This window comes from Methylobacterium ajmalii (assembly GCF_036448855.1).
Classification (GTDB): Bacteria; Pseudomonadota; Alphaproteobacteria; order Rhizobiales; family Beijerinckiaceae; genus Methylobacterium; species Methylobacterium ajmalii.
The window spans coordinates 34,865-48,632 of sequence record NZ_JAZFXT010000042.1 but is presented as its reverse complement, the minus strand read 5'-3'; the positions used below and the strand labels follow the sequence as shown (position 1 = coordinate 48,632).

The window sequence follows — 13,768 nt, the reverse complement described above, 5'->3', positions numbered from 1 at the left end:
AGCCGGCGCCGTAGGCCGAGCAGACGCGCACGTACTCGACGGGCGCAGCCTTCTTGATCGGCAGATCGGCAGCGTGCGCACCGGCAACGACGGTCAGGCCAGCAGCCGAACCGAGCAGAAGGCTCTTCACGAGCTTCATCGAGACCTCCAAAGTTTCGAGACCCTGGGGGTGAACGACTGTGTCCCGACGATCCTACTGGAGCCGAACCACGCCACTCTTTTCCCCTTGTGAACCGGCGCCCCCTGCACGGGGTGTCTGCCGGTCCCCACCGGGTTGTTCCCGGTGCAGGGGCACCATGTGCCAGGCGCTAACGGCGATCAACCGAGATCCGCGCCCACCATGGCCAAGTCGCCGGCTTTCCGCCCCAATGTTGCAAGATCGCCACGAAACCTTACGCGGGTCAGCTAAATCCGACTGTTCCCTGCGGAGAGACTGAAGACGCGACGTGTCGTGATGTCGTCTCTTGGGAGACGGCCCGGCCCGGTGCGGAGGGCCGGGCGGCGGCTCAGCCCTCGAGCTCCTCGCGCATCATCTCGAGTTCGAGCCAGCGCTCCTCGGCGCCGGCGAGGTCGGCCTCGGTGGTGGCCAGCGTGCGGGAGATCGCCTCGAAGCGGGCGGGATCGCGGGCATAGAGCGTCGGGTCGTCGAGGGCGGCCCGGAGCTTGGCCCGGTTGCCCTCAAGCGCCTTCATCCGGGCCGGCAGGGTCTTGAGCTCGTGCTGCTCGTTGAAACCGAGACGCTTTCTGGACTCGCTCTTGGCGTCGCTGCGGCCGGCCGGCTTCGCGGCGCTCCTGGCCGTCTCCTTGGCCGCTCCCTTGGGCGCCACGATCCCGCGCGCCTGCACGCCGACGCCGCGCTGGGCGACCATGTCGGAATAGCCGCCGGCATAGGCGACCCAGCGCCCCTCCCCTTCCGAGACCAGCACGGTGTCGACGACCCGGTCGAGGAAGTCGCGGTCGTGGCTGACCAGGATCAGGGTGCCGGCATAATCGCCGAGCATCTCCTGAAGGAGGTCGAGGGTCTCGAGGTCGAGGTCGTTGGTCGGCTCGTCGAGCACCAGGAGGTTGCCGGCCTCGGCGAGCGCGCGCGCCAGCAGCAGCCGGTTGCGCTCGCCGCCCGAGAGCACGCTCACGGGCGTGCGCGCCTGCTCGGGCGAGAACAGGAAGTCCTTCATGTAGCCGATGACGTGCCGGCTCTGGTTGCCGACCTGCACGGTGTCGCTGCCGCCGCCCGTCAGCACGTCGGCGACGGTGCGATCGAGATCGAGCGCGCTGCGGCGCTGGTCGAGGAGGTTGAGGGTGACGTTGGCGCCGACCTTCACCGTACCCTCGTCCGGCGGGAGGCGGCCGGTCAGCAGGTTGACCAGCGTGGTCTTGCCGGTGCCGTTGGCGCCGACGATGCCGAGCCGGTCACCCTTGGCGATGCGCAAGGAGAGGTCGCGGACGATCGGGCGCTCGCCATAGGACTTCACGACGTCGCGCGCCTCGACCACCAGGGTGCCGGACGCCTCGGTCTCGCTCACCGTCAGCGTGGCGGCGCCGACGGGGCCGCGATGCTCGCGGGCCTGGCGGCGCAGGTCGTGCAGGCCGGCGAGCCGCTTGACGTTGCGCTTGCGCCGCGCCGTCACGCCGTAGCGCAGCCAGTCCTCCTCCGCGGCGATCTTGCGGTCGAGCTTGTGGCGCTCGCGCTCCTCCTCCTCGAACACCTGGTCGCGCCAGCCCTCGAAGGCCGAGAAACCCTGGTCGAGGCGCCGGGTCGTGCCGCGGTCGAGCCAGACGATCGAGCGCGACAGGGCTTCGAGGAAGCGCCGGTCGTGGCTGATGAGGACCAGCGCCGAGCGGCTGCCCTTCAGCTCGGCCTCCAGCCACTCGATCGCCGGCAGGTCGAGGTGGTTGGTCGGCTCGTCGAGCAGCAGGATGTCGGGCTCGGGCGCCAGGGCCTGGGCGAGCGCCGCGCGGCGGGATTCGCCGCCCGAGAGCCGGCTCGGATCCTCCTCGCCGGTCAACCCTAAGCTCTCCAGCAGGTAGCGCGCCCGGTAGAGTTCGTCGCCCGGCCCCATCCCGGCCTCGACGAAGGACAGGGTGGTGGCGTGGCCGGAAAAGTCCGGCTCCTGCGCCAGGTAGCGCACCGTCGTGCCGGGCTGCAGGAAGCGCACGCCCTTGTCGGGCTCGACCAGCCCGGCGGCGACCTTGAGCAGGGTCGACTTGCCCGAGCCGTTGCGGCCGACGAGGCAGGTGCGGTCGCCGGGCGCGAGCGCGAGGTCGGCGCCGGCGAGCAGCGGCGTGCCGCCGAAGGTGAGCGCGATGCCCTGGAGGGTGAGGAGCGGAGGAGCGGCCATGGCCCGGGGATTACGGCAGGCTCCTTCGAAAGGCGAGCCCTGCGCCTGAGGGTGCGAGGGTTGCCACCGACAGGGCTCCCCAAGCGAGACTTGGCTCTTACAGTGATGGCCGACAGGGCGATCCCAGTCGTTGACGCCCCGGAGGTCAATTTCGATGAGCTTCGTCACGCCCGATCCCTTCACCACCCGCCCCGAGATCGACGGCACCTTCGGTGTCGTGGCCTCGACGCACTGGATCGCCACCGCGGTCGGGATGGGCGTGCTGGAGCGGGGCGGCAACGCGTTCGATGCCGGGGTCGCCACCGCCTTCGTGCTCCAGGTGGTCGAGCCGCACCTCAACGGGCCGGGCGGCGACGTGCCGGTGATCCTGCACGACGTCCGGGTCGGCCGGCCCCAGGTGGTGTGCGGGCAGGGCCCGGCGCCGCAGGCCGCCACCATCGCGCGCCTGCGCGACGATCTCGGCCTCGACCTCGTGCCGGGCACCGGGCTGCTCGCGCCCTGCGTGCCGGGCAGCTTCGACGCCTACATGCTGATCCTGCGCGACCACGGCACCTGGCGCCTCGCCGACGTGCTGGAGGCCGCGATCAGCTACGCCCGGGACGGCTACCCGCTGGTCGAGCGGGTCTCGGCCACCATCGCCACCGTCGAGGGGTTGTTTCGCGAGCACTGGCCGAGCTCGGCGGCGACCTATCTGAAGGATGGCGGCGTACCGGCCCCCGGCAGCCTGTTCACCAATCCGGCACTGGCCGAGACCTACGCGCGGATCGTGCGCGAGAGCGCCGGCGGCACCCGCGAGGAGGAGATCGAGCGGGCCCGCCGGATCTGGTCGCAGGGCTTCGTCGCCGAGGCGATCGACGCCTTCTGCCGGAATCAGGCCGTGATGGACGTGACCGGCCGGGCCCACAAGGGCCTCCTCACCGGGGCCGACATGGCGGCCTGGCAGGCGAGCGTCGAGGAGCCCATCGGCTACGAGTACGGCCGCTACACCGTGCTGAAGGCGGGCCCGTGGACGCAGGGGCTCGCCACGCTCCAGCAGCTCGCCCTGCTCAAGGGCTTCTCCCTCGACGGCCTCGATCCGGCGGGGCCCGACTTCATCCACCTTCAGGTCGAGTGCGCCAAGCTGGCGTTTGCCGACCGCGACACGTTCTACGGCGATCCCGCCTTCGTCGGGGTGCCGGTCGAGACCCTCTTGTCGGATTCCTACAACGCCGAGCGCCGCCGGCTCGTCGGCGAGACCGCCTCGCTGGAGCAGCGGCCGGGCACGATCCCCGGTTACGGCAAGGCCCTCGACGCCCGGGTGAGCGAGGGTGCCCGCACGGCGGTGGGCGCCTCCGGCGCCGGGGAGCCGACGGTGGGCAAGATCGAGGCGACGGTACCGCCGGACGACGCCCGCGCGGGCGTGGTGCGCGGCGACACGGTGCATTTCGACATCATCGACCGGCACGGCAACATGATGACCGCCACGCCGTCCGGCGGCTGGCTGCAATCCTCGCCGGTGATCCCGGCCCTCGGCTTCTGCCTGGGCACCCGGGCGCAGATGTTCGTGCTCGACGAGGGCCACCCGGCGGCGCTCGCGCCCGGCAAGCGGCCGCGCTCGACGCTCTCGCCGACGATGGCGCTTCGCGACGGACAACCCTACCTCGCCTGGGGCTCGCCGGGGGGCGACCAGCAGGACCAGTGGATCCCGCAATTCTTCCTGCGCCACGTCCATGCCGGCATGAACCTGCAGGAATCGATCGACGCGCCGGCCTGGCACACCGAGCACTTCCCGTCGTCGTTCTGGCCCCGCACGGCGCGGCCGGGGGTCGTGGTGGTCGAGGACAGGATCGCCCCGGAGACGATCGCCGAGCTGCGCCGGCGCGGCCACATCGTCGAGGTCGGATCGAACTGGTCGGAGGGGCGGCTCACCGCGGCGAGCCGCGACGGGCGGCGCCTGCGCGCCGCCGCCAATCCCCGCGGCATGCAGGCCTACGCCGCGGGGCGGTAGCGCTCGCTACATCGTCGGGTTGGCCGGACCGGTCGGGGACGGGTCGGGGGTGATCGCCGGGGAATTGCCGGGATCGTTCACCGGGATCTCGACCGGCCGCTCGCCCGGGGCCTCGCTCGGCACGTCGGGCCCACCGGGGTTCGGCGTATCGGGGCCGGGGGTCGGCGGCACGGGATCGTAGGGCTGGTCCGGAATCGGGCCGGGATTCGACATCGGGCGCTCCTCTCTCGCGTCGAAGCCAAACCGGGGCGGGAGGCCCCGGTTCCACGCCCCGATCCCCTTCGGCCCGGACGGGGCGGGGTCAGCCGACCATGCGCCGCGAGCATTCCCGCACCTGGCGGGCGGAGTGGTCGACCTCCCGGGTATGGCTCGCGATCAGCGTGATGTTGCGGCTGATCTCGGAGACCGCCTGGGTCATCGCCTGCATGTTGACCGACATCTCCTGGGCGACGACGCTCTGCTCCTCGATCGCCGCCGAGATCGCCGAGGAGATCTCGTTCACCTGCCCCACCGTGGCGCCGATGCCCGCGATGGCCGCGGCGGCCTCGCTCGCGGCCGACTGGGTCTCGGCGATCTGGCGGCCGATGCTCTCGGTCGCCTTGGCGGTCTGCGTCGCCAGGTCCTTCACCTCGGCGGCGACGACCGCGAAGCCCCGGCCGGCCTGGCCGGCGCGGGCCGCCTCGATGGTGGCGTTGAGGGCGAGCAGGTTGGTCTGGGAGGCGATCTTGTCGATCGTCTCGACGACCGCGCCGATCCGCTGGGCGGCCGAGGCCAGCCCGGCCACCACCGTCGAGGTCGCGTTCGCCTGCTCGACGGCGCGCATGGTCACCTCGAGGGCCCGGCCGACCTGCTGGCTGATCTCGCCGACAGAGGTCGCCAGTTCCTCCGAGCCGGCCGCGACGTTCTGGGTGTTGCACGAGGCCTGCTCGGCGGCGCTCGCCGCGCCGACGGCCTGCTCGGAGGCCTGCGAGATCGAGGAGGCCATGCCGTCGAGGTCGACGTCGATGGCGCGCTGGAGCTCGGCCCGCCGCAGCCGCTCCGCCACCGCCCGGGTGATGTCGGTGGCGAACTTGACCACCTTGGTCACCCGGCCGGAGGCGTCGCGCACCGGGTTGTAGGTCGCCTGGATCCAGACCTCGCGGCCGTCCTTGCCGAAGCGGCGATACTCGGCCTGCTGGAACTCGCCGCGCCGCATCGCCTCCCAGAAGGCGCGGTAGGCGTCCGAACTCCGCTCGGCCGCGTCCACGAACATCCCGTGATGCCGGCCGCGCACCTCGTCGAGGCTGTAGCCGAGGACGTGCAGGAAGTTCTCGTTGGCGGTGACGACCGTCCCGTCGAGCTCGAACTCGATGATCCCCTGCGAGCGGTCGAGAGCCATCATCTTGCCCTCGAAATCGGCGTTGCGCCGCTTCTGCGCGGTGATGTCGGTGGCGAACTTTACCACCTTGACCACCCGGCCGGCGGTGTCGCGGATCGGGTTGTAGGTCGCCTGGATCCAGATCTCGCGGGCGCCCTTGCCGAGGCGCCGGAACTCGCCCTGCTGGAACTCGCCGCGCCGCAGCGCCTCCCAGAAGGCGCGGTAGGCGTCCGAACCGCGCTCGCCCGCCTCGACGAACATCCCATGGTGCTTGCCGCGCACCTCGTCGAGGCCGTAGCCGAGGACGTGCAGGAAGTTCTCGTTGGCGGCCAGCACCGTTCCGTCGAGATCGAACTCGATGATGCCCTGGGAGCGGTCGAGGGCCGTGATCTTGCCCGCGACGTCGAGGGCGGAGCGCTTCTGCGCGGTGATGTCGTTGGCGAGCATCACCACCCTGGTCACCCGGCCGGCGGCGTCTCGGACGGGCGAGTAGCCGGCGTGGAGCCAGACCTCGCGGCCGTCCTTGCCGACCCGCCTGCACTCGGCCACCTGGTGCTCGCCCCGCCGCAGGGCGTCCCAGAATGCACGGTCCCGCTCGGAGCCCCGCTCGCCGGCCTCGACGAACATCGCGTGGTGCTTGCCCGATACCTCCTCGCGTCCATAGCCGAGCATGGCCAGGGCGTTCTCGTTGGCATCGATGACGGTCCCGTCGGGGTCGAACGCCATGATGCCCTGCGACCGGTCGAGGGCCTTGAGCGTCTCCTCGCACGCGATCGCGCGGGTCTTCCGATCGGTGATGTCGGACGCGACGACGATGACGCCGCCGGGCTTGCCGGACCGGTTCGCGACGGGGCTGTAGGCCGCCTGGATCCAGATCTCGCGGCCGCCCTTGCCGATGCGCCGGTGCTCGCCGAGCTGGGGCTCGCCGCGGCGCAACGCTTCCCAGAACCGGGCGTAGGCGGGATTCTCGCGGTCGGCGCGGTCGACGAGGAGGGAGTGGTGCCGCCCGAGAAGCTCCTCCAGCCCGTACCCCATGACGGACAGGAAACGCGTATTGGCCGCGGTGATCTTCCCGTCGAGATCGAGCTCGAGGATCGCCTGCGCCGCCTCGACGGCGTCCACGCGCGATTTTACCTTGCTGTAGAACACCGGCATGATCGCCCCGCTCTTATCGATCTATCATCACTGACGAGCGGAATGCCCGTTCCGACGGCGTGATGTCATTGTCATAGACCGCGCGCCAAGACTCATGTCCTAGGAATATCGATAAAAGTTGCGGATACCCTTAAGGCATCTGGACAGGACGGTCCGTCCGGGCGGCGGGGCCGGTGCGGAGTTCCGCCCGCGGGACGGGCGTGCCGCGGGGAAGATGACGGATTCGGGCCACGGCCGCGCCGCACCCCCACCTTTTGGCGAGGCGGCGTCGCGGAACCGTCCACAGCGGCCTCGGGACACATTCGCCGGGACGATGCGGGATTCGGACCGCATCCCGGCGCCGGGCGGGTCCGTCCCGGGAACGGGGCGTCTTCCAGGCGGATCGAAAGGCAACGGCCTCCCCGATCCGGGAAAGGCCGGGATCGGGGAGGCCGGTTCGCCGCGACCGTCCGGGTCGCGGCCGGGTACGGATCGGCCTACTGCTTGGTCAGCAGCTTGGCGCCGTTCTGGCTGACGATCTGCTGAACCTTGTGGGCGAAGAGCGACAGGAGCAGTGGCATCCGCACCTCGACCCGCACCACGTCGTCCTCGACGTCGATGTCGCCGTCGACCTTCTGGTTCATGGCGCCGACGAGGAAGGACAGACGGTCGCCGCTCCAGGTCGCGTCGGCCATGCTGAGGCCGGCCTTCTGGAGCATCTCCTTGGCCTGGCCGATCCCGTTCTCGAGCCGGCGGCGGGCCTCGGCCCGACCGAGCTGATGGGGAATCACGACAACCAGGGGCTTTGCCATCACGTCACGCTCCGCTCGCACGATGAGCCTGATGTGGGGAGGCCCGGCCCGACGGCAACGCCGGAAGCCCGGATCGGGGGGACTGGATCAGTCCACCACCGCCACGGCGACGCGGGCGACGCCGCTCATGCCGATGGCCCGGCCGGCGCCGCGGGCGAGATCGATGATGCGGCCATGCGCGAAGGGGCCGCGGTCGTTGATGCGGACCACGACCGAGCGGCCGTTGGACTGGTTGGTGACCCGCACCCGGGTGCCGAAGGGCAGGCTGCGATGCGCCGCCGTGAGACCGTTGGGGTTGAAGCGCTCGCCGCTCGCGGTGCGATGGCCGGACGCGTACCAGGAGGCCTTGCCGCTCTGGGCCTGCGCTGTCGACACCCCCGCGAGGCTCCCGAATCCGGCGAGGGCGAAGCCTCCCGCGAAAGCCACGATGCGGGCCGCGTTCGACCGACGCGCAGGCTGGGCGCTGTTCATTCCACTGTCCTAGGTGGTTGCTGATGACAGCGTCAATCGAGACCAAACAGGACGAAAATATGACCGCCCGATTTGCGGCGGATGGCGCCGCATTTTCGGCCGAAACCTTGCGGATCATTAAGTTTTGGCTTTTCAAGTCATGGATGAACGTGAAGTCTTATTGGTGACTTGCCGGGCCGGACGGCGTCACTCGGGTTTTCAGCATTCGGAAGATGCGGGGCCGGGGCGGTGGGAGCGGCTCCGGCGGCGCCGAGGCGCCCCGTCGGGCGGGGCTGGCCGAGGAAAAGAATGGTGCGGGCTTCCCCTCTCCCCGCGGGCGGCAGGGCTGTCCGGGGAAAAGAAGAGGCGCGGGAAATCCCCCTCTCCCCGCGGGCGGGGAGAGGACTTCATCGACCTTGTCGTCGATGAAGTGAGCGGAGGCGCAGCCGGAGCGAGGGTGAGGGGGAGGTTCCGGAAGTGCCTCGTCCTGAGACACCCCCTCACCCTCGCCCTGCGGGCTCCCTTCACCCCCGACGAGGGGAGTGAAGGCCTCTCCCCGCCCGCGGGGAGAGGGGAAAACCCGCGCCGTTCTTTCCTCAAGCAGCCCCATCCGAATGGCCAGTCCCGGCCTACGACGACGAAGCCGCGCCACCGGCACATCAGTATCGCTTCATTAACGAATGAGCCTGCGCATCCAACGACTAGGCAAGAAATGCAGCCCCATTTCGAGACGCAATTCGTACCTGCGGGAAACGTGACCTTTACCGTAGCGGCGGCAATGTCTGGTGGTCAGTCGCGTAACCGGTGTTTGCCATGGCTTCCCCGCGTACCGCGGTCGCCGGCGCCGCCGCCCGGAATCAAGTCTCGCGTACCGGGCGAGTGGTGTCGGCGCCGCGGATGGGTCTCGTTACCCCCGCACAGCGCCTTCCCCTGGACGAAGTCATCCTCGGGGATTGCCTCAGCGCCCTCGACCGGCTGCCGCCGGCCAGCGTCGACCTGGTCTTCGCGGATCCGCCCTACAACCTCCAGCTCGGTGCCGGCGCCCTGTTGCGCCCGGACCAGAGCACCGTCGACGCCGTCGACGACGACTGGGACCAGTTCTCGAGCTTCGAGGCCTACGACACCTTCACCCGCGCCTGGCTCTCGGCCTGCCGCCGGGTGATGAAGCCGACCGCGACCCTCTGGGTGATCGGGTCGTACCACAACATCTTCCGCGTCGGCAGCGCCTTGCAGGATCTTGGTTTCTGGATCCTCAACGACATCGTGTGGCGCAAGGCCAACCCGATGCCGAACTTCCGCGGCAAGCGCTTCACCAACGCCCACGAGACCCTGATCTGGGCCTCGCGCAGCGACCAGAAGGGCTACACCTTCCACTACGAGGCGCTGAAGGGCGGCAACGACGACGTCCAGATGCGCTCGGACTGGTTCATCCCGCTCTGCACCGGCGACGAGCGCCTGAAGGGCGACGACGGGCGGAAATTGCACCCGACCCAGAAGCCCGAGGCGCTGCTCGCCCGCACCATCCTGTCCTCGTCGAACCCCGGCGACGTGGTGCTCGACCCGTTCTTCGGCACCGGCACCACCGGTGCGGTGGCCAAGCGGCTCGGCCGGCACTTCATCGGCATCGAGCAGGAGCCGGCCTACGCGGCCGCCGCCCGCGCGCGCATCGCCGGCATCGAGCCCCTGTCGCGCGCCGCCCTCCTCACCGCGCCGACGAAGCGCGCCGAGCCGCGGGTGCCCTTCCTGAGCCTGCTGGAAGCCGGCCACGTCCGGGCCGGCGAGATGCTCACCGACGAGCGCCGCCGCCACAAGGCGCTGGTGCGCCCCGACGGCACGCTGGGCGTCGGCCCCGCCTCGGGCTCGATCCACAAGATCGGCGCCCTGGTCCAGGGCCTGCCGGCCTGCAACGGCTGGACCTTCTGGCACGCCGAGCGCGGCGGGCGCCTCGTCTGCATCGACGACTTCCGCGGCACGATGCGGGCTGGGATGGGCTCGGCCGCCTGACCGACAGGCCTGTGGCCCCGCGGCCACGGGCCTCCGCGCCAGTCACGAAACCGAAATACTTCCCTTGCCGGTTGACCCATCGTCAGACAATTCCCGTTCTCCGCGACCGCACGGGCGGCGCAGGGAGGGGAAGGGTCCGACGATGGGTCGATGGTCGTGGGGTCGATGGTCGTGGATACTCGCCGTGCTGGCGAGCCTGTGCGTGGCGGCGTGCAACACCGTCGCCCCCAACCGCCTGTCGCTGGCCGACACGGCGAGCCTGCGTTTCGCCGCGATCGACGTGCGGAGCACCGGCGCGGCGATCGACTGGACGTCGGCGGAGGACGAGTACCTGCGCGGCCGCAACCTGTCGCTCACCGACCCGGCGCTGGTGCGGACGCCGGAGGCGCAGGGCTTCATCCGCGACCTGGCGGCGCGGCGCCTGAAGGCGGCCCTGGAGCGGGCGCTCGCGGCCCGGCCCGAGGGGGCACGCCCGGTCCGGCTCGTCGTCACCCTGGTCAGGGTCGACATCCCGTCGGCGGCGCGACGCATCCTCATCGGCGGTGCCCCGAGCATCCGCGCCGACATCGAGATCGTCGATGCCCGCACCGGCGCGGTCCTGACCACCTATAGCGGCGACCAGGGCATCCAGCCGGCCGGCCAGGGCGTGCTCGGCGTGGTGGTCGACGGCGCCCTGACCGCCGGCGGCATGGACGACCTCTACGACCGCGCCGCCAACGACTTCGCGCGGCGCTTCAGGAACTGGCTGGCGGCCGGGGCGTGACCCGACGTCTTTAGGAGGGCCGCGCGCTGCCCGTCGCGACCGGCAATCCGTGACGATGGACAGGGCCGGTGCCGGCGGCACGGGAACGAGCGGCGTCTCCCGCGCGCGGTCACGGGCCGGCCCCGTTCAGCGCAGCTTCGGCCGTCCCCGCCCGGGGGTCGTCTTGACCACCGGTGCCGCCGCGGCCGGGCGGCGCGACAGCGTCTTCGGCAGGGGCGCGCGACGCGGCGGCGGCTCGGGCTCGGGGAGCGTCGCGAGGTCGGGCTCCGGCGCGGGCGCCGGGGCGGGCGGGGGCGCGGCGAGCTTCTGCTCCAGCGCGTGGGCCAGCACCTTCTTCATCGCGCCGGGCAGCGGCTCGGCCTCGAGGCCGGCCCGCGGCGTGAAGCGCATGCCGTCGGGCGCCGGGGTGCCGGCGCCGACCCGGGCGAGGAAGACCGTCAGTTCGAGCGGGAAATGCGTGAAGACGTGGCGCACGATGCCGGGCAGCCGCTTCCAGCGCGCATCGAGGGGCGCGTCGAGCAGCGCCTGGGCCGGGTCGTAATCGGCCCGCCACTCGCTCGTCGGCGGCTCGGCCATCGACCCGAGCAGGCCCTCCGGCGGGCGGGTGCGCAGCAGCACCGCCTCGTCGCCGGCCCGCAGCACCACGAAGGCGGCGCCGCGCCGCAGCGCGCCCGCCACCTTCTTCACCTTGCGCGGAAAGGTCTCCTGCAGGCCCTCGGCCCGGGCGCGGCAGGGCTGCATCCAGGGGCAGAGAGCGCAGGCAGGGCGCTTCGGGGTGCAGAGCGTGGCGCCGAGATCCATCACGGCTTGCGCAAAGTCGCCGGGGCGCCGCTGCGGCACCAGGCTTTCCGCGAGGCGGCGGATCTCCGCCCGCGCCGCCGGGATCGGCGTCTCGATCGCGTAGAGGCGCGACACCACCCGCTCGACGTTGCCGTCCACCGCCGCGGCCGGCCGGTCGAAGGCGATCGCCGCGATGGCGCCGGCCGTGTAGGCGCCGATGCCCGGCAGCTTCCTCAGGCCGTCGACCGTGTCGGGAAAGCCGCCGGACTCCGCCACCGCCTTCGCGCAGGCATGCAGGTTGCGGGCGCGGGAATAATAGCCGAGGCCGGCCCAGGCCCCCATCACCGCCTCCTCCGGCGCCGCCGCCAGGGCCGCGACGGTGGGGAAGCGCTCCAGGAAGCGGGCGAAATAGGGCTTCACCGCAGCGACGGTGGTCTGCTGCAGCATGATCTCGGACAGCCAGACCCGGTACGGATCAGGCGCGACGCCGGGCAGCGCGCGCCAGGGCAGCACGCGGCGATGGCGGTCGTACCAGACCAGGAGGTCGGCGGCTTCCGGCCTTGAGTGCGACGCGGCGGGCGCTACCATGCGGCCCGCCTTAGCGGGTTTTCGGTCGCGGCGGGAGCGGGATTTCGGGAGCGATCGCCGAACGACCGCCCTGGCGGCCGAGGGCCCGAGGGTTAAGAGTTCCCTCACACGAAAACCCTATCGGTCGGGGCTTCACGCCGGACACGGCGATCCACCAGGACGGACGGGCGATGGCACGGCCCAAACCCTTGAGCGAGCTGATCGAGCGGTCCCTCGGCCCCGTCTTCGCGGCCCAGGGCTTCGCCTCGACCGACATCCTGGCCTCCTGGGGCGAGATCGTCGGCGAGCGGCTGGCCCGGGCCTGCCAGCCGGAAAAGCTCGAATGGTCGCGCCGGCGCGGGGCCTCGCGCGAGCAGCGGCCGGAGCCCGGCACCCTGACGGTGCGGGTCGAGGGCGCCTTCGCCCTCGAGTTGCAGCACCTCGGGCCGCTGGTGATCGAGCGCATCAACCGGCATTACGGCTGGGCCTGCGTCGGCAAGATCCGCATGCGCCAGGACCGGGTCGCCCAGACCCAGCGCCGGAAGGCCGCGCCCCCGCCCCTCGACCCGGTGCGCCGCGGCGAGGTCGCGCTCGCGGTGTCGAGCGTGAGCGAGGCGGCGCTCCGCGACGCCCTCGACCGCCTCGGCCTCGCGGTGCTGGGCGCGCAGCGCCCGCGCTGACGCGCGCCTCCGTCGGGACAACGGGACCCGAGGCGGGCCCGACCGGGCGCCGGCACCTTTGGGCCGGACGCCGTCGCGGCACGCGGTGGCACAAAGGAAGTTGATGCGCCGGCCGCTTGCCACGAGGCGGCCGGGATTCTACCGCACTGACGACCGCGGACCCTTCCGCACCCGCCTTACGAGGACGCCTGCCATGCTCACCCGTCGCGAGGCCCTGACACTCACCGGCTCGGCCCTCGGCGCGGCGCTGCTCGCCCCCGCCCTGCCGCTCTCCGCCCTGGCCCAGGGCCCGGTGGTCGACGGCCTGATGCAGCCCGGCCCCCTCGGCGACGTCTGGCTCGGGCCGGACAATGCCCGCTGCACGATCATCGAGTACGCCTCGATGACCTGCTCGCACTGCGCCGCCTTCCACAAGTCCACCTGGCCGGCGCTCAAGGAGCGCTGGGTCGATACCGGCAAGGTCCGCTTCACCCTGCGCGAGTTCCCCCTCGACCCGCTCGCCACCGCGGCCTTCATGCTGGCCCGGGCCGACAACGCGGCGCGCTACTACCCGATCACCGACATGCTGTTCGACCAGCAGGCGAACTGGGCCTTCGTGCCCAAGCCCCTCGACGCCCTCGAGCAGATGATGCGCCAGGCCGGCTTCTCGAAGGAGAAGTTCGAGGCGACCCTGAAGGACCAGACCCTCTACGACGCGGTCAACGCCGTGAAGGAGAAGGCGATGACCACCTTCAAGGTCAACGCCACGCCGACCTTCTTCATCAACGGCCAGAAGTACCAGGGCGAGATGACGATCGACGGCATGGAGAAGGTGATCAAGCCGATCGTCGGGGCGTGAGGCGGAGCGTTGCGCTCGAACGCCGCAACAAGACGCACGATGCTCGACTCGATCGCG

Annotated in this window: 12 protein-coding genes and 1 pseudogene; 5 read left to right on the top strand and 8 right to left on the bottom strand. The window is 71.3% G+C overall.

The window, feature by feature from the left end; genetic code table 11:
* Together V3T34_RS17665 and V3T34_RS17660 are read right to left on the bottom strand one after the other, a co-directional pair.
* On the bottom strand, positions 1-139 hold a 139-nt coding region (locus tag V3T34_RS17665; RefSeq protein WP_305077272.1), incomplete at its 3' end, for a porin.
* Between the two features lie 367 nt (positions 140-506).
* Complete coding sequence (locus V3T34_RS17660) at positions 507-2,339, bottom strand: ABC-F family ATP-binding cassette domain-containing protein (protein ID WP_305079275.1); 1,833 nt, start codon at positions 2,337-2,339, stop codon at positions 507-509.
* 154 nt (positions 2,340-2,493) lie between these two features.
* Between V3T34_RS17660 and V3T34_RS17655 the strand changes: the two genes are divergently transcribed.
* Positions 2,494-4,326, top strand: coding sequence for a gamma-glutamyltransferase family protein (locus tag V3T34_RS17655; protein ID WP_305079276.1), 1,833 nt, complete (start codon positions 2,494-2,496; stop codon positions 4,324-4,326).
* A gap of 6 nt (positions 4,327-4,332) precedes the next feature.
* On the opposite strand, the gene V3T34_RS17650 is transcribed toward V3T34_RS17655, so the two are convergent.
* From V3T34_RS17650 to V3T34_RS17635, 5 genes and pseudogenes are all read right to left on the bottom strand, one after another.
* Positions 4,333-4,539 (bottom strand): hypothetical protein, encoded by a 207-nt coding sequence (locus tag V3T34_RS17650; protein WP_091746220.1) that lies wholly within the window; start codon positions 4,537-4,539, stop codon positions 4,333-4,335.
* Between the two features lie 88 nt (positions 4,540-4,627).
* Positions 4,628-6,457 (bottom strand): methyl-accepting chemotaxis protein, encoded by a 1,830-nt coding sequence (locus V3T34_RS17645; RefSeq protein WP_407942726.1) that lies wholly within the window; start codon positions 6,455-6,457, stop codon positions 4,628-4,630.
* A gap of 18 nt (positions 6,458-6,475) precedes the next feature.
* Positions 6,476-6,838: pseudogene (locus V3T34_RS28600) on the bottom strand (PAS domain-containing protein); the annotation flags it as partial.
* A gap of 476 nt (positions 6,839-7,314) precedes the next feature.
* Positions 7,315-7,629, bottom strand: a complete 315-nt coding sequence (locus V3T34_RS17640; RefSeq protein WP_048430684.1) for a polyhydroxyalkanoic acid system family protein — start codon at positions 7,627-7,629, stop codon at positions 7,315-7,317.
* A gap of 87 nt (positions 7,630-7,716) precedes the next feature.
* Positions 7,717-8,100 carry a septal ring lytic transglycosylase RlpA family protein gene (locus tag V3T34_RS17635; RefSeq protein WP_082742857.1) on the bottom strand — a complete coding sequence of 128 codons (384 nt, stop codon included), beginning with the start codon at positions 8,098-8,100 and terminating at the stop codon, positions 7,717-7,719.
* Between the two features lie 792 nt (positions 8,101-8,892).
* On the opposite strand from V3T34_RS17635, the gene V3T34_RS17630 reads away from it, so the two are divergent.
* Positions 8,893-10,083 carry a site-specific DNA-methyltransferase gene (locus V3T34_RS17630; RefSeq protein WP_305079278.1) on the top strand — a complete coding sequence of 397 codons (1,191 nt, stop codon included), beginning with the start codon at positions 8,893-8,895 and terminating at the stop codon, positions 10,081-10,083.
* Between the two features lie 184 nt (positions 10,084-10,267).
* A complete protein-coding gene (locus V3T34_RS17625) occupies positions 10,268-10,846 on the top strand; it encodes a hypothetical protein (RefSeq protein ID WP_305079279.1) in 579 nt (192 codons plus the stop codon).
* A gap of 126 nt (positions 10,847-10,972) precedes the next feature.
* Here the strand turns inward: V3T34_RS17625 and mutY are convergent, their stop codons facing one another.
* On the bottom strand, positions 10,973-12,214 hold the full coding sequence (mutY, locus tag V3T34_RS17620) for an A/G-specific adenine glycosylase (RefSeq protein WP_331369251.1): 1,242 nt from the start codon (positions 12,212-12,214) through the stop codon (positions 10,973-10,975).
* A 170-nt stretch (positions 12,215-12,384) separates the two neighbouring features.
* On the opposite strand from mutY, the gene V3T34_RS17615 reads away from it, so the two are divergent.
* On the top strand, positions 12,385-12,873 hold the full coding sequence (locus V3T34_RS17615) for a DUF721 domain-containing protein (protein ID WP_305079281.1): 489 nt from the start codon (positions 12,385-12,387) through the stop codon (positions 12,871-12,873).
* A 193-nt stretch (positions 12,874-13,066) separates the two neighbouring features.
* Positions 13,067-13,711, top strand: coding sequence for a DsbA family protein (locus tag V3T34_RS17610; RefSeq protein ID WP_060849760.1), 645 nt, complete (start codon positions 13,067-13,069; stop codon positions 13,709-13,711).
* Positions 13,712-13,768 lie beyond the last annotated feature (57 nt).